Raw genomic sequence first — 18,857 nt, 5'->3', positions numbered from 1 at the left:
ACGGGCACACTGGGGCGGTGCGCATCACCTCCGCCCTCATCGACCCGGCGCTCCTGGACCTGCCATGGCACATTCCCCTGGAGGAATGGCCCGCGGACCACCTGGTAGCACTCCCGCAGGGCATTTCGCGGCACGTCGTCCGGTTCGTCAAGCTGAACGACACCGTCTACGCGATGAAGGAGACCCGCGAGCGCATCGCCGAGAAGGAGTACGACCTGCTTCGCGCCCTGGAGCGGATCGACTTCCCGGCGGTGCAGGCCGTCGCGATCGCCACCGACCGGCAGACCAAGGACGGCGAGCCCCTCGAGACCGTGCTCGTCACCCGCCATCTCCAGTTCTCCCTGCCGTACCGTGCGATCTTCTCCCGGGTGCTGCGGCCGGAGACGATGAACCGGCTGCTGGACGCGCTCGCCGCCCTGATCGTGCGGATGCACCTGACCGGTTTCTCGTGGGGCGACTGCTCGCTGTCGAACACGCTGTTCCGGCGGGACGCGGGCGCTTTCGCGGCGTACCTGGTGGATGCCGAGACCGGGAACCTCTATCCGAAACTCTCCGAGGGCCAGCGCAGCGAGGACATCGAGATCCTGCGGCTGAACATCTTCGGCGAGTGCCTCGACCTGCAGGCCGCCGAGCTGCTGCACGAGTCGATCGACCCGGAGGCCGTTGTCGACGACATCGTGGCGCGCTACGAGCGGCTGTGGCACGAGGTGACCTACGAGCAGGAAGTGGCGAAGGACGCCCGGCACCACATCGAGCGCCGGATCCGCCGCCTCAACGAGATGGGCTTCGACGTCGCCGAGGTCTCGATGTCCACCGTGGACGGCGGTTACCGGGTGCGCCCGAAGGTCGTCGACGCCGGGTACCACACCCGGCGGCTGATGCGGCTCACCGGCCTGGACGCGGAGGAGAACCAGGCCCGCCAGCTGCTCAACGACCTGGACACCTACCGCGCGGAGAGCCACCTCACCGACGAGCAGCAGGCCGCCCACCGCTGGCTGACCGAGGTCTTCGAGCCGGTGGTCCGAGCCGTGCCGGCCCACCTGCGCCAGAAGCTGGAGCCGCAGGAGATCTTCTCGCAGATCATCCAGCACAAGTGGCTGCTCTCCGAGCGGGCCGGCCGGGACGTCGGGATGGGCCCGACCGTCCAGTCGTACCTGACCGAGGTTCTGGTCAACAAGCCCGACGAGCAGGCCGTGCTCGGCGTGGAGCCGGACGAGCTGTCCAGCGTGCTGCCCTGACGCCGACGGCCTAGAACGCCAGCGCCCGCAGTCCTCCGCGCCGGGCCACCACCAGAATCCGGTCACCCTCGGCGAGCACCCGCCGGGGGTCCGGCCGCCAGTCGATCCACTGCTGGCCGGCCGCGGACATGCCGAGCACCCGCGCCTGGCCCGGATGGTCGGCCTGCTCCAGCGTCGCACCGTCCAGACTGGACCCGGCCGCGACGGTGACCGTGGCGACCATGACGGCGTGCCGGTCGACCGGGATGGTGGCGTGCACGTCGCGGTCCAGCAGGGCGGCCGCGAAGACCGGCGCGCAGAGCCGGGACACGCTCCGCGACGTGTTGATCTGGAAGGCCGACTCGACCCGCTGCGCGAAGTCGTCGTCGAAGAGCCGGAGCACCACCCGCAGGTCCTCGTGCGCGCTGCGGGCACGCAACGCCGCCTCCAGGTTGCTCGGGTCGTTGGTGGAGAGCACGACGAGCGCCCGGCAGGTGTCGATCGCTGCCGCGCGCAGCGTCGCCTCGTCCGACGCGTCTCCGACGATCACCGGGATCTCGCGGTTCTGCGCGGCCTTCACACCGACGGCGTTCTTGTTCCGGTCGATCGCCACCACCCGGACCCCGAGGTCGTGCAGCTGCCGCATCACCTGGGTGCCGACCGTGCCGAGGCCGACGAGCACCACGTGATCGCGCAGCTCGCTGACGAGCCGCCCCTGCGTGATCGCCAGGCGGGCGTTGACCATGCCGTCCACCACCGCGGCGGTGATCAGTGGGATCAGCGCGAGACCCGCGATGGTCAGGACCAGCTGCGCGGCCTGCGCGATCGCGCTGTAGCCCTCCTCCACATCGGAGGCTCCCACCGCGGTCAGCAGCGTGACGTAGATCTGCTCCCAGAGCCCGTGGTCCACTTCGTCGTACCGGTTCAGGACCGCGCCGGCCACGATCGTCGTGGCGAGCGTGATCAGCACCGCGATGCCGAGCTTGCGACTCGCCGCCGCCCGCACCGCGCGCCCGAAATATCCGAACGGCCGCCGCTTGCGCCCGGCCCGGGTCAGCAGGCGACGCGTCACGTCCTCGCCGGCCGGGCGGCCGACGGCTTCGGCGAGCACCAGGTCGGTCGGGAGCATCCACTCCGGCGAGGGCTCGGCGGGAAGGACGCTCACCTCGCCTTCGGCGTCGGTGACGGTCAGGGTCAGCACGACCCGGCGAGCCGGGACGTCGGCACGCTGAGCGACATAGAGGGTACGGTCGGCGCGGCGGAAGTGGGTGGGCGCGACCTCGCCGAGTGCGGCCGCGACGAACGCCGGCGCCGCCATCTCTGCGTCGGAGAGCACGGCGCAGTCCGGGAAGAGCCGGTCCACGCTCTTCGCCAGGCCACGGCTGGACATCCGGACCACCACCCGCAGCGTCTCCTCCACCTCGCGGGCGCAGAGCGCGGCATGCAGATTTGTCATGTCGTCCGGCATGACCAGCGCGAGCGCTGCCGCGCCGCTGAGACCGGCCTCCTGGAAGGTCTTCTCGTCCAGCCGGTCCGCCCGGTGCCAGGTGACACCGCGGTCGGCGAGGCCGGCCAGATCCGGCACGTCCGCGCGCACCCGGTGCGGAGTGATCACCGTGATCCGGATCCGGCGCCGCGAATTCGCGAGCTCCTCGGCGAGCGTGTAGACCAGTGCGTCGGCGCCACAGAGCACCAGGTGGGACCGGCCGTCCTCATCGGACTGGGCTGGCTCGGGACGCTCGTTCGCCGGCAGAACACTCACGTTCGCAAATCGTAGTCAACCGGAACCCACGCGCGGGGCCGCTCGTTGCGCCATCCGAACCATTCGTCCGACTTGTTAGGTATCTGTTTTTGGCGGGCATTGTCCCGGCCCATCGTCCGAAGTGGCTTGGAGAGATCAGTGCGGAAGTTGTGGTGTGCCGGAGCGTTCATCGGCGGGATCCTGCTCTTCGGGGCGGCCCCCGCTCAGGCGTCCGTGGCCCGGACCGACGGACAACCGCTGAACCCGGCGGATGAGGCCCTGCAGGTGCCCCCGCTCGTGTCCGACCCGCTCAGCGGCGAACCGCTCATCCGGCTCGCGGTGGACGACAAGCGGATCGTCCGGCTCCAGCGTGGTGGGGAGGGCGCCGGTCGTACCGAGGAGAAGGCCGGCCGTGCACTGCCCGCAGCCGACGTGGTGAGCGGAACCCTGCCGAGCAAGGACCAGAAGCGCCGGACTCCGGGAACGCTCGGCCGGCTGCCGAACCCGGCGCCCGCCGCGCTCGCCGCCCACGACCTCGCTGTCGCCAAGGGTTCCCTGGGGACGCTGGTCGCCGCCGGTAAGCCACTCTTCACGACGCTCGGCCCGAGCGGGCTCCCGGTCACGCACCACATGCCGACGGCCGACCACGGCGCCGCCGTGCCTGCGGCGGCCGTGCATGCCGAGAGCGCGGCCATGCAGGCCGGGAGCGCGAGCACCGACGCGCCGCTGGTGGGCCTGGGCAACACGGTCCCGGTTCGCGGGGTCCAGCGCCAGGTCAGCGACCTCAGCAAGGACATCTCCGGCCTGCCGCTCGGGGGTTCGCCGGTGCAGTCGCAGTCCGGCCGTTCGGCCCGGCCGGGCGCCGCGTCGTCCACGTCGTCAACGCCCTCCACGCCGAGCACTGCGGCCTCGGCCCTGCCGGTCGACCCGGCCGCCTCTTCTCCGGCGCCGGCGGCTGCTCAGCCCGCACCGGCCCAGTCGTCGTCCGCGCAGCCGACGCCGGCCGGCTCGTCGCCGGCCCACACGTCGCCGGCCCACACGTCGCCGGCTCAGTCGTCGGCGGCCCAGTCGTCGGCGGCTCAGCACTCGTCGCCGTCCGCCTATTCGAGCGTGGCGCCGCGCGACAAGATCGACGACCCGCGTCTGCTCGAGGAGCCCACCGAGGGGCTCAACTGATCAGGGTCGTACCCCGTCGTTGATCCCAGCGAGAGCGCGCGCCGTCAGCGTCCAGCGGCGTGCGCTCTCGCCCGTTCCCGACCACCAGCGGCCGGGCGGTGAACGGGACATCGGTCTTCGAAAATGCCTGCTGGCTATCGTGGCGCTATGCGCATCGAACGTGTGACCGCCGCGGCCGAGGTCCACCGAGCGGCTGATCTCTTCGATGCGCCGCCGCTGGAAGGCGCCACCCAGCGCTTCCTGGACGATCCGACGCATCACCTGCTGCTCGCCTATGACGACGGCGACCGGCCGGTCGGGATGATCACCGGGGTGGAGACCACGCATCCCGACAAAGGCACCGAAATGCTCGTGTACGAGCTGGGCGTCGCTCCCGTGGCGCGGCTGCAGGGGATCGGCGCGGCGCTGGTCGAGGCGCTGGCGGCGCTGGCGAAAGCGAACGGCTGCTACGGCATGTGGGTGGCCACCGAGTCCGACAACAAGGCGGCTCTCGCCACATATCGCCGGGCAGGTGCGTGCGAGGAGATGACCTTCACGCTTCTGAGCTGGGACTTGAGCTAGGGCGGCCGGAGGCAGGCCAGACGTAGGGCAGGTCGTCGGGGACGTCGTCGCCGAACAGCGGGCGGTAGTGCGCCGCGTCCTTGCGGATCAGCGCGGACCGGTGGCTGAGATGCAGGTCCTCGTCGCCGAGCCAGGGTGGGAGTTCACCGGCGAGCGCCAGCTCCTCGGCGGTGCGGACCGTCTCGATGCCGCGCGCGGCCCGCAGATCGAGCAGCAGCGTCGCGGCGCAGGTGTCCGCCCGTCCCGTGGCGGTCCAGACGGCGCACATGTCCAGCCCGTACCGGACCAGCGCCTCCTCGTAACCCTGCCACATCTTGACCGCGGGGTGATGCCGCCAGCCGTACCCCGGCTGAATCAGCCCCCGTAGCACCTGGATGGCCTCGACCCGCTGTTTGCCGAGCCGTTTCACGTCGAGTGCGAGACCGCTGGCGGTGAATCCGGAGTACGGCAGGAATGTCTGCACCCGAGAATTCTGCCCGCCCGAAAACGAGAACCGCCCGGAAGACGAAAAACGTGGCCTCCCCGAAACGGGAAGGCCACGTCCTCGTGGTGCGACGTCAGATGCGCTGGCCGGAACCGGCGTTGAACACGTGCAGCGCGCTGGTCTGCGGCTTGATGTACACCGTCTCGCCCATGCTCGGCATGTAACGACGCTCGGTGCGGACCACGAAGCGCTCGGAGGCGCCGCCGACCTCGGAGTGGCCGTAGACGTTGGCGTCCGAGCCGAGGTCCTCGACCAGGTCCACCACGATCGGCAGAGCGCCGGCCGACTCGGTGACGACCTCGGCGGCCTCCGGGCGGAAGCCGATGGTGACCTTGCCGTCGCCGCCCTGCTGGGCCGCGGCGACCTGCTCGCGGGTCAGCGGGACGCTGAGCGAGCCGAAGGTGGCGCCCGACTCGGTGAGCGGAACGGTCTTGATGTTCATGGCGGGCGAGCCCATGAAGCCGGCGACGAAGACGTTGCCGGGGGTGTCGTAGAGCGCCCGCGGGGTGTCGACCTGCTGGAGGACACCGTCGAGCATCACGGCGACCCGGTGGCCCATCGTCATGGCCTCGACCTGGTCGTGGGTCACGTAAACGGTGGTGACGCCCAGCTTGGCCTGGAGGGAGGCGATCTGCGAGCGGGTCTGGACGCGGAGCTTGGCGTCGAGGTTCGACAGCGGCTCGTCCATGAGGAAGACCTGCGGCTGACGCACGATCGCGCGGCCCATGGCGACACGCTGACGCTGACCACCGGAGAGCGCCTTCGGCTTACGCGAGAGGAACTCCTCCAGCTGGAGCAGAGCGGCGGCTTCCTTCACCGAGCGGTCGATCTCCGACTTCGGGGTCTTGCGGAGCTTCAGGGCGAACGCCATGTTCTCGTACACCGTCATGTGCGGGTAGAGAGCGTAGTTCTGGAACACCATCGCGATGTCACGGGACTTCGGCGGGAGGTTCGTGACGTCCTTGTCGTTGATCAGGATGCGGCCGCGGTCCACGTCCTCCAGGCCGGCGAGCATGCGCAGGCTGGTGGACTTGCCACAACCGGAGGGGCCGACCAGGACGAGGAACTCGCCGTCGCCGATCTCGAGGTTCAGCTCGTTGACGGCGGGACGCTCAGAGCCCGGGTAGATCCGGGAGGCCTTGTCGTAGGTGACGGTAGCCATGGTGAATCGACTTCCTTTCCACCGGCAGGAACGTGCCGGACGATCCGAGTAGAAGGAACAGCCCCGCAAACGTAATTGTTTTTCACCGACCTGCCAAGATGGCGGCCGCATCCCAGGACGTTATGCTGACCGGGATACGCCCCTGTAGCTCAGATGGCCAGAGCACCCGTCTTGTAAACGGGAGGTCGTCGGTTCGATCCCGACCGGGGGCTCTGCTCGTTGATCTTGTATGAGTTCCGTTCTGGTGGCCGCTGTTGTCGCGGCCCTCATGCTGCCCCCTCCGTCGGATTGGGCTCAGCCCGGGTACGGCCCGGGAGCGACCTACTACAACCCGGCCGAGACCACGTTCAACACCGCGAATATCGCGAAAAAGTGGGAGGTGCCGACGCACGGCGCTCCGGACTGTGAGGTCGGCCGTGAACCGCTGATCTACAGCGGATCCGTCTATACCAGCGCGCCCGGCGGCATTGCCGCCCTCGACCCGGCAACCGGCAATCGCCGCTGGTTCACCAGGATCGTCCGGCGCGGCATCAGCCGGATGGCGGTCGCCGACGGCAAGCTCGTCACTCTCACCTACACCTGTGACGGGCAGGGCAGCTTCCTCACCGCGTTCTCCACCGCCGGCGGCGGCCGCCTGTGGGAGGTGCCGATCGGCGGGCCGGCACAGGACATGGTGGTGGACCGCGGCGTGGTCGTCGTCGACACCCGGCCGGACTTCACCCTCAGCACCACCGGGTACCGGCTCGGCGACGGCGGCCGGCTCTGGCGGCTCACCGGCACCCGCGGCGACGGCTTGCTCTCCGCGAACGGGCGGCTGCTGCTGCGCACCGAGGGGAACACCGCCCGGGCGGTCGACGTCACCACCGGCCGGACGATCTGGCAGACCGCACAGAACTGGTACGCCGTGGGCAGCGACCCGGCCGGAAGCAGGTTCTACGTCAGCGGCGCCGGTGGTGCCCTCACCGCGGTGAACGCCGCGAACGGCTCGGTGATCTGGAGATCCGCCCTGCCGGCGCCCGGTGTCACCGCCGACAACCAGCGGCTCTACCTGCCCCGATACCGCAGCGTGCTCTGCCTGGACGCGGCGACCGGCCGCAAGCTCTGGTCGGTGCACCTGCCGGACTCGGCGGGTCAGCCGGTCCGGGCCGGGAACCTGCTTTTCAGCCCGTCCGGTCTCGGATCCCCGCTGTCGATCGTCGACGCGGTCACCGGCAAGGGTGTGCGAGGCGGGATGCCCGCGGACCAGCATTACCCGCCGGCGGTGGCGGGCGGCCGCCTGTTCCTCACGGACGGCGACCGCCTGCGCGCGTACTTCTGAGTCTCACGCCTCCCGGCGGCGGCGGACCTCGGCCAGGGTGACGGCGGCCGCCACGCTGGCGTTCAGGGACTCCACGTCGGAGGCCATCGGGATGCTCACCCGCAGGTCACAGGTCTCGCCGACCAGGCGGGAGAGGCCCCGGCCCTCCGAGCCCACCACCACGATCAGCGGGCCGACCGCCGCCTCGAGCTGGTAGAGGTCGGTCTCGCCGTCCGCGTCCAGCCCGATCGCGGTGAACCCGGCCTTCTGCGCCGCCTTGATCGCCCGGGTCAGGTTGACCACCTGGGAGACCGGGACCCGGGCCGCCGCGCCGGCGCTGGTGCGCCACGCGGTCGCCGTGATGCCGGCCGCGCGCCGCTCGGTCATGAACACGCCGTGCCCGCCGAAGGCGGCGACCGAGCGGATCACCGCGCCGACGTTGCGCGGGTCGGTGATGCCGTCGAGGGCGACCAGCAGCGGAGCGGTCTGCTCCAGCGCCGCTGCCACGAGGTCGTCGAAGTCCTCGTACGCGAACGGCGGCACCTGCAGGCCGATGCCCTGGTGCAGCACGCCACCGGTCATCCGGTCGAGCTCGTTGCGGCTGATCTCCAGGATCGGGATGCCCCGGTCGCCGGAGGTCCGGACGATCTCGGTGACCCGGTCGTCGATGTCGATGCCCTGCGCCACGTAGAGCGCGGTGGCCGGCACCAGGGCGCGCAGCGCCTCCACCACCGGGTTACGCCCGAGCAGCAGCTCGGGGCCTTCCTTGGTGGGGTTGGACTTGCGGCCCGGAGCGACCCGGGGCCCGCGCGGACCGGACGCCCGGCCACCACGGGCCGCTGCCGCCGCGCGGGTCATGCTGGTGCCACGGCCACCGCCGCGGCCCCAGGTGGTGTCCTTGGTGCCCGGGATGCCGACCTTGGGCGCCCGGCCCTCGGCCGCCGCTGCCCGGCGCTCCTTCTCCTGCTTACGAGCGGTTTTCTCGGGCAGTTTCTCGGTGCCCGAGTACCCCTTGTGCCAGGGGCGCTCGTCGGCGGGCAGGGTCTTGCCCCGGCCCTTCAGGCTGGAGCGGTTCTTACCGCCCGAGCCCGACACGGCGCCCTTCTTGGCGGTGGCCCGCTTGCTGGCGTTCTGTGAATTTCCCGGCATCAGTGCTGCTCTCCTACCGTCCAGCGCGGCCCGGTCGGAGTGTCCTCCACCTGAATACCCGCGTTCTTGAGCTGGTCCCGCACCGAGTCGGCGGCCGCCCAGTCTTTCCGTGCGCGGGCTTGTGCCCGCTGTTCCAGCGCCAGCGCGACGAGTGAGTCGACGACCGGCTTCAGGTCGTTGCCGCTCGTGCCCGCGTCCCACGACGCGTCGAGCGGGTCGATGCCGAGCACCCCGAGCATGGCACGGACCGCGGTGAGCGCGCCGCGGATGGCGGCCTCGTCACCGGCGGTGAGCGCGGTGTTCCCCTCGCGGATGGTGTCGTGGATGATCGCGAGCGCCGCCGAGGTGTTCAGGTCGTCGTTCATCGCTTCGGCGAAGGCCGGCGGCACGGCCTTGGGCCGGCCGGGCCCGACGATCTCGGCGGCACGCTGCACGAAGCCCTCGATCCGCCGGTACGCCACCGCGGCCTCGCGCAGCGCCTCGTCGGAGTAGTCGATCCGGGAGCGGTAGTGCGGGGAGGCCAGGTAGTACCGCACCTCGACCGGACGGATCCCGGCCTCGACCAGCGAGTCCAGGTCGATCACGTTGCCCAGCGACTTGCTCATCTTGGACTCGCCGAGGTTGAGCAGCGCGTGGTGCACCCAGTACCGGGCGAAGCCGAGGCCGGCCGCCTTGGACTGGGCGATCTCGTTCTCGTGGTGCGGGAACGTCAGGTCGAGGCCGCCGCCGTGGATGTCGAACTCGTCGCCGAGGTAGCGTCGGGCCATGGCGGAGCACTCGATGTGCCAGCCGGGCCGGCCGCGACCCCAGGGCGAGGACCAGTAGGCGTCGCTCGGCTCGTCGGCCTTGACGCCTTTCCAGAGCGCGAAGTCCCGGGCGTCCCGCTTGTCGCGTTCCGGTGCGTCACCCGCCGACCGCATGTCCGCGGGCTTCTGCCCGGACAGCGCGCCATAGGCCGAGTACGACGACACATCGAAGTAGACGTCGCCGTTCAGGCAGTCCGCCGCGTAAGCGTGGCCTCCCGAGATCAGCGTCTGGATCAGCTCGTGCATCTCGGTGATGTGACCGGTGGCCAGCGGCTCGTAGGTGGGCGGCAGCACGTTCAGTGAGCGGTAGTCACGGTCCAGCAGTAGCCGGTTCTCGAAGGCGATGGCCCAGAACGGCCGCTTCTGGTCCAGCGACTTCTGCAGGATCTTGTCGTCGACGTCCGTCACGTTGCGGACGAAGGTCACCTCGTGGCCGGTGTGCAGGAGCCAGCGTCGCAACACGTCGTAGTTGACGGCGGACCGCAGATGCCCGATGTGCGGTGGCGACTGCACGGTGAGGCCACACAGGTAGATCCCCACCAGACCGGGCGTCATCGGGACGAAGTCCCGGACCGATCGGGTCGCGGTGTCATACAAGCGCAGCGTCACCGTACAAGGGTAGCGGCCCCCTATAACAGAAGGCCGCCCCGCCCAGGGCGAGGCGGCCTTCATATAGATCAGCGACCACCGACCGCCGCGTACGCGTCGACGATGCCGTAGCCGTAGAACCCGTTGAAGTTCTCGCCACCCTCACAGAGCGCGTCGAACTCCGCCGGCCGGCCCTCGTTCGCGTAGCTCACCAGGCGCGGCTCCGGGCAGGCCTGCTCGGCGGCCGTGCGGTAGAGCTGCGCCTCGACCAGCTTCGGCGCCATGGTCTTGCCGCCCCGCTGGAAGTCGGGGTAGCCGTACCGGCTGACGATCAGCGCGGCGACGCCGGCGGCGTGCGGGGCCGCCATCGAGGTGCCCTGCAGGTACGTGTAGTACCCGCACTTGCCGCCCTGCGTGCAGTCCTTGAAGACCAGTCCCTCACCGGCCGGGAGGATGTTGCCCTCCGCGTCGACCAGGCCCTCCTCGACCAGAACCTTCAGCGGGTAGCTGGAGAGGATCCGGTTGCCCGGGGTGTTGTAGGCCGGGGTGCCGAAGAAGTCCCGGGCGTAGCCACCCGGCGCGGCGACCGAGATCTGCTCGAGGCCGTAGTTGCTGAAGTCCGACTTCTTGCCGGACGGGCCGACCGACGAGACACCGATGACGTGCGGGCCCTCGACCGGCAGGTCCCAGCAGGAGCTGTTGTCGATCGGCCGGTCGTACGGGTCGCCGCCGTAGTCGGGGCTGGAGATGTCGGTCCGCGGCTTGCCGAGGTCCTCGTGGTTGTTGCCGAGCGCGCCGACGAGCGTGACGCCCTTGCGGTGCGCGTAGTTCAGGGCGCGCTTCATGGCCGCGATGATGGCCCGCTGCTCGGCCTGGTCCTCGGCGCTGTCCGCCGGGTTGGCCGTGCAGTTGTAGAGCCACGGGTCGACGTAGAACGACATGTTGACCACGTCGAGGCCGGAGTCAGCGGCGTGGGTGAGCGCGTTGACCACCGGGTCGAGGAAGAAGTAGCCGGAGTCCTGGCCGCCCTTGAGCTCGACCAGCGTGACGTCCGGCGCGATGCCGGAGACGCCGACGCCGTTCGACGCGGCGCCGATCGTGCCGGCCACGTGGGTGCCGTGCCCGTTGTCGTCGGTGCCGATCGGGTCGACGCAGCTCGCGACCTCACACGCGCCGTCCACGTCGGTCATGTCCGGGGCGAAGTTGCGGGAGAGCCGGCTGCTGAAGTGCGGCGCCAGGTCCGGGTTTGAGGCGTCCAAGCCGGTGTCGAGGATGCCGACGGTCACGCCGCGGTCGCCGGACTCGATCTTGCGAGCCTTGTCGGCGCGGACCATCTTGAGGCCCCAGAGCTTGTCGTCGAGCGGGTCGAGCTTCACGCCCTTGTTCGACGAGCCCTTGGCCGAATGCCCGGTCTTCTCGATCTTCTCCAGGCCGTTCGGCGCCTTGCCGATCGCCTTGCGCTCGCTGGCGCCGATCAGCGTGCCGGACTTGACGGCCTTGGCGGAGAACGCCGTGTCGGTCGACGTGACCCGGTAGACGCCGACGGCGTCGTTGCCGGTCACGATCGTGCCCCCGGCCGCCTTGATGGCAGCCGTGGCCTCCGCGGCCGAGGCGCCGTCGGCAGCGACGACGGTGTAGTCGACCGCGTTACCTGGCTCGGCCGTGGCCGAACCAGGAACCGCGGTCAAGAAGGCAAGACCGGTCGCTGTGACGACCGCCCCCGTGATGACGCGTCTTCTCATGGAATTCGCTCCTAGGTTTTAGGGACTAGGAGGAATCAGATCGAGAAACATCGCTCAACACAAGATGAACGGCAGTCAATTTACGGACGGGTCATACGGAGCACGTCGAGCGCCTCGTCGAGCTGCTTCTCGGTGAGCTTCCCGGACGCGACGTGACCGCGTTCGATCACCACCTCGCGGATCGTCCGGTCGCTCGCGAGCGCCTGCTTGGCGATCGCGGCCGCCTCGTCGTACCCGAGGTAGCGGTTGAGCGGGGTGACGATCGAGGGCGAGCCCTCCGCGTACGCCCGGGCCACCTCCTCGTTCGCCTCCAGGCCCACGACACACCGGTCGGCGAGCTGGCGGGAGACCGCGGCCAGCAGCCGGATCGACTCGAGCACGTTGCGGGCCATCACCGGGAGCATCACGTTCAGCTCGAAGTCGCCCTGGGTGCCGGCGAAGGCCACCGTCGCGTCGTTGCCGATCACCTGGGCGCAGACCTGGCGAACCGCCTCGGGCACCACCGGGTTCACCTTGCCCGGCATGATCGAGGATCCCGGCTGGAGGTCAGGCAGGCGCAGCTCACGCAGACCGGCGCGCGGCCCGGAGCCCATCCAGCGGATGTCGTTCGCGATCTTGTAGAGGCCCACGGCCACCACCCGTAGCTGGCCGGATGCCTCGACCAGCGCGTCCCGGGCGCCCTGCGCCTCGAAGTGGTCGCGCGCCTCGCTCAGCGGCAGGCCGGTCTCCTCGCGGAGCAGCTCGATCACGGCCGGCGCGAAACCGGGCGGCGTGTTCACCCCGGTCCCCACGGCGGTCCCGCCCAGCGGCAGCTCGCCGAGCCGCGGCAGGGTGGCGGTCAGCCGCTCGATGCCGTTGGTGACCTGTTGCGCGTACCCGGAGAATTCTTGTCCGAGAGTGACCGGGGTGGCGTCCATCAGGTGGGTCCGGCCGCTTTTCACCACACCGGACCAGGCCTGTGCCTTTTCCCGCAATGCTGACGCGAGATGGCCGAGGGCCGGGATCAGGTCGGCGCTGACCGCCTCGGTGGCGGCCAGGTGGATCGAGGACGGGAAGACGTCGTTGCTGGACTGCGACGCGTTGACGTGGTCGTTCGGGTGCACCGGCTTGCCCAGGTCGCGCGACGCGAGCGTGGCGATGACCTCGTTGGCGTTCATGTTCGACGAGGTGCCCGAGCCGGTCTGGAAGACGTCGACCGGGAACTGGTCGTCGTAACCACCGTCGGCGACGTGCGCCGCGGCGACCGCGATCGCGTCGGCCAAGTCTTTCTCCAGCACACCGAGGCTCGCGTTGGCCCGCGCCGCGGCGCCCTTGATCCGGGCCAGCGCGCGGATGTGCGCGGGTTCCAGCCCGCGTCCGGAGATCGGGAAGTTCTCCACGGCACGCTGGGTCTGCGCGCGCCACAGAGCGTCGGCGGGCACGCGTACCTCGCCCATCGTGTCGCGTTCGATGCGGTAGCCACTCTCGTCAGTCGTCACGGTTTCATCCTCTCTCTCCGGTTGACGGGACGCCCGTCGATCGTGGTGATCCCCATCCGGTCGAAAAGATCACACGCGTTCGCCCGGAGCCTGACGGCTTCCGGATCGTCGTGGTCCAGGCAGTCGGCGAGCCCGGCCTGGGCCCGAGCCATCGGGTACGGGAGATTCCGCTCCCGTGCCACCCGGAAGGCCTCGCCGTACATGGCCCACGCACCCGCGAGCGAACCGAGGCCGGCGAGGCGGCCCGGCTCTCCCCGGCGAGCATGCTTCGATGCAGTTCCTGCAGCTCCGGGCCGGGTTCGATGCCGAGCTCGCCGCGCAGCACGTCGCGGGCCCGGCGGAATTCGGCGAGCGCGTCCGCCTGCCGCCCGGACCGGTAGAGCGCGGTCATCAGCTGGCCGTGCAGCCGCTCGCGCAGCGGGAACTGCTCCACCCACCCGGCGATCTCGCCGAGCAGCTCCCGGGCCTGCCCGGCGTTCAGCTCCAGGTCCGCCCAGTCCTCGACAGCCGAGGCGCGCCGCTCCTCCAGAACGGCGGCCGCCGCGCGCACGGCCGGCGCGTCGATCTCCGCGCAGGCGGGGCCCCGCCAAAGATCAAGAGCTTTCCGGTACGACGACCGCACGGTGGCCGGCGGCGTCGCGCCCCAGACCGCCTCGGTGAGCTCGCCGACACCCACGATCCGGCCGGGACGCAGGAGCAGCATCGCGAGCACGATGCGATCGCGAGTCGCCGTGACAGCCACGTTCTGCTCGTCGTCAGTTACAGAGAGTGGCCCCAGGATGCGGTAGCGCAAGGTAGTCACCCGTTCCCCGTGTGCCGTGCCCGCGAGCCTATCCGAGCACAGAGGACCGGAACGACAGTGAAACGAGAGCGCCCTCGGGCACGCTGTTCTCAGCGCCGCTCCGCCGCTTGAGCGCCCCTTCTGCGGCGGGGCGGCCCGGCTTTCAACGGGGGCGCACGGCCCGTCCGGGGTGCTACCCCGGACGGGCTGTTCGTATCTTGATGATCACGCTCGGTTGGACGCGGTAGCGAACGGAACGTACCGTCGGTGCGAGTTTGGATGACCCCCCGACGAAGAGGATCCCCTGATGCGACGCGCCATCCTGGCCGCGCTCGCCGGCGGCGTGCTGCTGACCGGCACCGCCTGTGAGAGCGATGCGAACACCAGCGAGATCGCGGCCCCGGCCGCCGTCACCGCTTCCGCCGCCCCGGCCACCACCGAGCCGGCGCCGGACTACTCGGCGAACACCGAGAAGGTGTGCGGCCGTCTCAACAAGGTCTTCAGCGCCGCGCTGGGTGACTTCGGCACCGAGCTGGGCAAGATGATCGCGCACAAGGAGGCGAAGCAGACCGACGAGGCGAAGAAGGCCGAGAAGGCCGCTGCCGCCGAGCTGAAGTCGGTCGGCACCCAGATCCGCAAGGAGACCGAGAGCGCGGAGAACCCCGAGCTCAAGGAGGCCGGCGACGCCTCGGCCACAAAGATCGAGAAGAGCGCGAAGGACCGCGACTACATCGAGAAGATCAAGTCCACCAAGGACCTGGACAAGACCCTCAAGACCCAGCTCGCCGAGTGGCTGAGCCCGGTAGCCGGTTACTGCGGCTGAGCTGATGGCCTCGCTCCGCTCGGCGGGGGTCGCGCCCCTTTGAGTCGTTGTCGAGGGCGCCGAAATCGACCACGGCTTCGCCTCGCCGATTTCGGAGCCCTCGACAACGACGGGCGCGACCCCTTTCAACCGAGCGGTGGATGAGGACGCACGCAACAACTCCGTGCGCCTTCACCCACGCCGGGGCGAAGACGCCGGCACACAGACGGCAACCGTGCGACCTGACCCACGCGGACGCCCACTCGCGTGCGACCTCACCCACGCCGGGGCGTGGTGTCAGCGCTTACCGATGCTCAGCATCGGCTTGGTGACCTCGGCGAAGAAGTCGTTGCCCTTGTCGTCCACGACGATGAAGGCCGGGAAGTCCTCGACCTCGATCTTCCAGACCGCCTCCATGCCGAGCTCCGGGAACTCGAGCACCTCGACGTGCCGGATGCAGTCCTGGGCGAGCCGGGCCGCCGGGCCGCCGATCGAGCCCAGGTAGAACCCGCCGTACGTCCGGCAGGCGTCGGTGACCTGCTGTGATCGGTTGCCCTTGGCGAGCATCACCATCGAGCCGCCGGCCGCCTGGAACTTCTCCACGTAGGAGTCCATCCGCCCGGCCGTGGTCGGGCCGAACGAGCCGGACGCGTACCCCTCGGGGGTCTTCGCCGGTCCGGCGTAATAGACCGCGTGGTCGCGCAGGTACTGCGGCATCGGCTCGCCGGCGTCCAGCCGCTCGGCGATCTTCGCGTGCGCGATGTCCCGGGCCACCACGAGCGGGCCGGTCAGCGAGAGACGCGTCTTGACCGGGTACTTGCTGAGCTCGGCGCGGATCTCCGACATCGGCCGGTTGAGGTCGACCTGGACGACCGGCTCCTCGCCCATCTCCACGTCCGGCAGGAACCGCGCCGGGTCGGTCTCCAGCCGCTCCAGCCAGACACCCGACGGAGTGATCTTCGCAACCGCCTGCCGGTCCGCCGAGCAGGAGACCGCGATCGCGACCGGGCAGGACGCGCCGTGCCGGGGCAGCCGGATCACCCGCACGTCGTGGCAGAAGTACCGCCCGCCGAACTGCGCCCCGATCCCGAAGTCACGGGTCAGCTCCAGCACCGCGGCCTCCAGCTCGAGGTCGCGGAAGCCGTGCGCCAGCATCGTGCCGGAGGTGGGCAGGTTGTCCAGGTACTTCGCGCTGGCCAGCTTCGCGGTCTTCAGCGCGTGCTCGGCGCTGGTGCCGCCGACCACCACGGCGAGGTGGTACGGCGGGCAGGCCGAGGTGCCGATCAGGCGCAGTTTCTCGTCCAGGAACTGCATCATCCGCTGCGGGTTGAGCAGCGCTTTCGTCTCCTGGTAAAGGTACGACTTGTTGGCCGAGCCGCCGCCCTTGGCCATGAAGAGGAACTTGTACGCGTCCGGCTGCCCGCCCGGGTCCTCGGCGTAGAGCTCGATCTGCGCCGGCAGGTTCGTCCCGGTGTTCCTCTCGTCCCACATGGTCAGCGGGGCGAGCTGCGAGTACCGCAGGTTCAGCCGGGTGTACGCCTGGTAGACGCCGAGCGCGATGGCCGCCTCGTCGGTGCCGTCGGTGAGCACGTGCCGGCCGCGCTTGCCCATCACGATCGCGGTGCCGGTGTCCTGACACATCGGCAGCACCCCGCCGGCCGCGATGTTCGCGTTGCGCAGCAGGTCCATCGCGACGAAGCGGTCGTTCGGCGACGCCTTGGGGTCGTCGATGATCGAGCGCAGCTGGGCCAGGTGCGCCGGGCGCAGGTAGTGCGCGATGTCGTGCATCGCCTCGGCGGTGAGCTGGGTCAGCGCGGACGGCTCCACGGTCAGGAAGCGGCGGCCCCCCGGACCCTCGACCACGTCCACGCCCTCGTCCGTGACCAGACGGTACTCAGTCAGGTCCTCGCCGGCCGGCAAGAGCGGCGAGTAGGTGAAAGCGGCGCCTCTGCTCATGAGCGGCAAGCCTAGGGCAGCCGGCCCGCCCCGCGCGAACCCTCCCCGAGGAGTCGCTCTCTCGATCACAGATCAGGAGAACGGCAGGTAGGCCATGTCACGTCCGGAGACGGCGATCAAACCCTCCGGCCCCGCGGCGAAGACCTTCGCACCGGTACGCACATCGGCCCGAACCGCGCCCGACGCCGGTGCCAGGGCGGTGATCCGATTCTTGGAAACCACGATTGCGGCGTACGGGGTGAGCGCCGCGCCCGCCTTCTCCCGGCCGGTCTGCCGCCACACCGCTTTGTCCTTGCTGAACGAGTAACCGCGTACCGTGTCGCCCTCCCGGATCACCGCGTAGGAGTCGTTCACGGCGAGCACGTCGGACTCCTTGTCGCCATACCAGAGGTTGCGCCCGTCGTTGCCGTTGATCAGCACTTCCCGGCCGTACGGGTCGACCCCGAGCAGCACGTTGTAGCCGCCGGCCGGGTCCCGCCCCGGCGCACAGTCCGCCCCGTTGTCGGCGGTACGCAGGTTGAGCCCGTCCCGCCGCCACACCACCGCGTCACCGGGCGGGTCGCTGGCGACCACCTCGTAGTAACAGGTCCCGTCGGCGGAGGTGCCGCTGACCGTGAGCACCCGGCCGCCGACCACCACGATCCGCTGGTCGCGCGCCGCCCGGACGGTCTTCACCACAGTGCCCTTCGCGGTGTCGATCACCCGGATCTGCCCGTCGTGCGGCAGGCCGATCAGTTCCGGGAGCGGCGGCGGCCCGGCCACGTCGTCGTCCACGTCCCCGGAGACCAGCCGCCGGGTGTCCGGCAGGTCGGGGTTGGCGGCGTCCAGCACGAAACCGATGCCGCCGGTGTCGACGCTCCACAGCTCGGTGCCGGCTTTCGGATCCCAGGCGGTGAGCCGGCAGTCGTTGCCACCGGAGCAGCTCAGATCGACGATCGCGTCCCGGTAGGTCCAGACCGCGCCGGCCGTCGTGTCGGACCGGCGGACCGCGCCGGTCTGCGGGTCGAGCACCTGGTAGCCCTTGGTGAGCAGCCGGCCGGTCACCACCACGGCGTCGTCGCCCGAGCCGGCGATCGACGCCCAGTCCGAGTCGGATTTCCAGAGCGGGACGGCGGCGGTCAGCCCGAACGCCTCGACCGATGTCCGGTACTCGACGATCACCGCGTCGCCGACGACGGCGACGCTCTGCGGGGTGCCGCCGATCCGCTGCTGCCAGCGGGCCCCGGCCGCGACCGGCTCGCTCCGGTTGACCCACTCCCACACCTGCGGGAACGGGTTCCAGACGCCGGTGCTGGCCAGCACGGTGACGACCACCGCGGCGGTGAGCACCGTGTATCCCTTCCAGGAACCCCCGCCCGCGGCCATTCCGGCAGGGTAATGACCTCGATCGACTTCACTCGCGAGGGCTGTTTGTCCGTGTCGACCCGATAAATTGCACTAACGGCCCGGTTCGGTAGGGGATCAGCTCCGCGAGCGCGATGATCGTGTGCGCCCGGACGATCCCCTCGTACCCGACGATCTGGTCGATCACCCGCTGCAGGTCGGCGTTGGCGCGCGCCACGATCCGGCACAGGATGTCCCCGCTCCCGGTGATCGTGTGCGCTTCGAGGACCTCGGGGATGTCCGCGAGATGCCCGGCGACGGCGTCATGCCCGTACCGTTGCCGGATCTCCAATGTCACGAAGCTGGTCACGCCGAAGCCGATCGCGGCCGGGACCACCTCCGGGCCGAACCCCTTGATCGCGCCCCGGTCGACGAGCTTGTCGAGGCGTGCCTGCACGGTGCCACGGGCGACCGCGAGCCGGCGGGAGAGCTCCAGCACACCGATCCGGGGCTCCGCCTCGAGCAACTCGATCAGCCGGGCATCGAGGCCATCGAGTTGCACACTTTGCTCACTCATCACGCGAAACTACCGTA

The 18,857-nt window shown here is 70.1% G+C and carries 16 protein-coding genes and 1 tRNA gene; 6 read left to right on the top strand and 11 right to left on the bottom strand.

The genetic code is table 11. The features are described from left to right. Positions 1-17: 17 nt before the first annotated feature. Positions 18-1,238, top strand: coding sequence for a DUF4032 domain-containing protein (locus tag AB0F72_RS15805; RefSeq protein ID WP_360430858.1), 1,221 nt, complete (start codon positions 18-20; stop codon positions 1,236-1,238). A 10-nt stretch (positions 1,239-1,248) separates the two neighbouring features. Here the strand turns inward: AB0F72_RS15805 and AB0F72_RS15800 are convergent, their stop codons facing one another. Beyond that, entirely contained in the window at positions 1,249-2,979 is a 1,731-nt protein-coding gene (locus AB0F72_RS15800; RefSeq protein WP_360430856.1) for an NAD-binding protein, read from the bottom strand. A 138-nt stretch (positions 2,980-3,117) separates the two neighbouring features. Between AB0F72_RS15800 and AB0F72_RS15795 the strand changes: the two genes are divergently transcribed. Continuing rightward, entirely contained in the window at positions 3,118-4,134 is a 1,017-nt protein-coding gene (locus AB0F72_RS15795; protein ID WP_360430854.1) for a hypothetical protein, read from the top strand. 147 nt (positions 4,135-4,281) lie between these two features. Further along, complete coding sequence (locus tag AB0F72_RS15790; protein ID WP_360430852.1) at positions 4,282-4,695, top strand: GNAT family N-acetyltransferase; 414 nt, start codon at positions 4,282-4,284, stop codon at positions 4,693-4,695. On the opposite strand, the gene AB0F72_RS15785 is transcribed toward AB0F72_RS15790, so the two are convergent. Both AB0F72_RS15785 and ugpC read right to left on the bottom strand, forming a co-directional pair. Further along, entirely contained in the window at positions 4,667-5,158 is a 492-nt protein-coding gene (locus AB0F72_RS15785; RefSeq protein WP_360430850.1) for an MSMEG_6728 family protein, read from the bottom strand. The genes AB0F72_RS15790 and AB0F72_RS15785 overlap by 29 nt on opposite strands. Positions 5,159-5,252: 94 nt before the next feature. Next, entirely contained in the window at positions 5,253-6,341 is a 1,089-nt protein-coding gene (gene ugpC / locus AB0F72_RS15780; protein WP_360430848.1) for a sn-glycerol-3-phosphate ABC transporter ATP-binding protein UgpC, read from the bottom strand. 138 nt (positions 6,342-6,479) lie between these two features. Here ugpC and AB0F72_RS15775 point away from each other — a divergent pair. Both AB0F72_RS15775 and AB0F72_RS15770 read left to right on the top strand, forming a co-directional pair. Continuing rightward, positions 6,480-6,553, top strand: a tRNA-Thr gene (locus AB0F72_RS15775). A gap of 17 nt (positions 6,554-6,570) precedes the next feature. Continuing rightward, positions 6,571-7,659, top strand: coding sequence for a PQQ-binding-like beta-propeller repeat protein (locus AB0F72_RS15770; RefSeq protein ID WP_360430846.1), 1,089 nt, complete (start codon positions 6,571-6,573; stop codon positions 7,657-7,659). Between the two features lie 3 nt (positions 7,660-7,662). Here AB0F72_RS15770 and rlmB read toward each other — a convergent pair whose 3' ends face one another. From rlmB to AB0F72_RS15745, 5 genes are all read right to left on the bottom strand, one after another. After that, entirely contained in the window at positions 7,663-8,787 is a 1,125-nt protein-coding gene (rlmB, locus tag AB0F72_RS15765) for a 23S rRNA (guanosine(2251)-2'-O)-methyltransferase RlmB (protein WP_360430844.1), read from the bottom strand. Further along, positions 8,787-10,202 carry a cysteine--tRNA ligase gene (cysS, locus tag AB0F72_RS15760; RefSeq protein WP_360430842.1) on the bottom strand — a complete coding sequence of 472 codons (1,416 nt, stop codon included), beginning with the start codon at positions 10,200-10,202 and terminating at the stop codon, positions 8,787-8,789. Before cysS ends, rlmB begins: the two co-directional genes overlap by 1 nt. A gap of 68 nt (positions 10,203-10,270) precedes the next feature. After that, positions 10,271-11,923: a S8 family serine peptidase gene (locus tag AB0F72_RS15755; RefSeq protein ID WP_360430840.1), complete on the bottom strand. Its 1,653-nt coding sequence runs from the start codon at positions 11,921-11,923 to the stop codon at positions 10,271-10,273. Positions 11,924-12,003: 80 nt separating this feature from the next. Continuing rightward, entirely contained in the window at positions 12,004-13,401 is a 1,398-nt protein-coding gene (locus AB0F72_RS15750) for a class II fumarate hydratase (RefSeq protein WP_360430838.1), read from the bottom strand. Between the two features lie 4 nt (positions 13,402-13,405). After that, complete coding sequence (locus AB0F72_RS15745; protein ID WP_360430836.1) at positions 13,406-14,203, bottom strand: BTAD domain-containing putative transcriptional regulator; 798 nt, start codon at positions 14,201-14,203, stop codon at positions 13,406-13,408. A 286-nt stretch (positions 14,204-14,489) separates the two neighbouring features. On the opposite strand from AB0F72_RS15745, the gene AB0F72_RS15740 reads away from it, so the two are divergent. Further along, positions 14,490-15,005: a hypothetical protein gene (locus AB0F72_RS15740; RefSeq protein ID WP_360430834.1), complete on the top strand. Its 516-nt coding sequence runs from the start codon at positions 14,490-14,492 to the stop codon at positions 15,003-15,005. A 276-nt stretch (positions 15,006-15,281) separates the two neighbouring features. Here AB0F72_RS15740 and AB0F72_RS15735 read toward each other — a convergent pair whose 3' ends face one another. The 3 genes from AB0F72_RS15735 to AB0F72_RS15725 all read right to left on the bottom strand — a co-directional run bounded on the left by AB0F72_RS15735 (position 15,282) and on the right by AB0F72_RS15725 (position 18,840). Then, positions 15,282-16,940: a fumarate hydratase gene (locus AB0F72_RS15735; protein ID WP_360430832.1), complete on the bottom strand. Its 1,659-nt coding sequence runs from the start codon at positions 16,938-16,940 to the stop codon at positions 15,282-15,284. A 72-nt stretch (positions 16,941-17,012) separates the two neighbouring features. Next, complete coding sequence (locus tag AB0F72_RS15730) at positions 17,013-18,305, bottom strand: hypothetical protein (RefSeq protein ID WP_360430830.1); 1,293 nt, start codon at positions 18,303-18,305, stop codon at positions 17,013-17,015. 28 nt (positions 18,306-18,333) lie between these two features. Next, complete coding sequence (locus AB0F72_RS15725; protein ID WP_360430828.1) at positions 18,334-18,840, bottom strand: Lrp/AsnC family transcriptional regulator; 507 nt, start codon at positions 18,838-18,840, stop codon at positions 18,334-18,336. Between the last annotated feature and the right edge of the window lie 17 nt (positions 18,841-18,857).

The sequence above is a fragment of the Actinoplanes sp. NPDC023936 genome, from assembly GCF_040639325.1.
Lineage (GTDB): Bacteria > Actinomycetota > Actinomycetes > Mycobacteriales > Micromonosporaceae > Actinoplanes.
The sequence above is the reverse complement of the archived record's forward strand: the minus strand, read 5'-3'. Positions and strand labels throughout refer to the sequence as shown.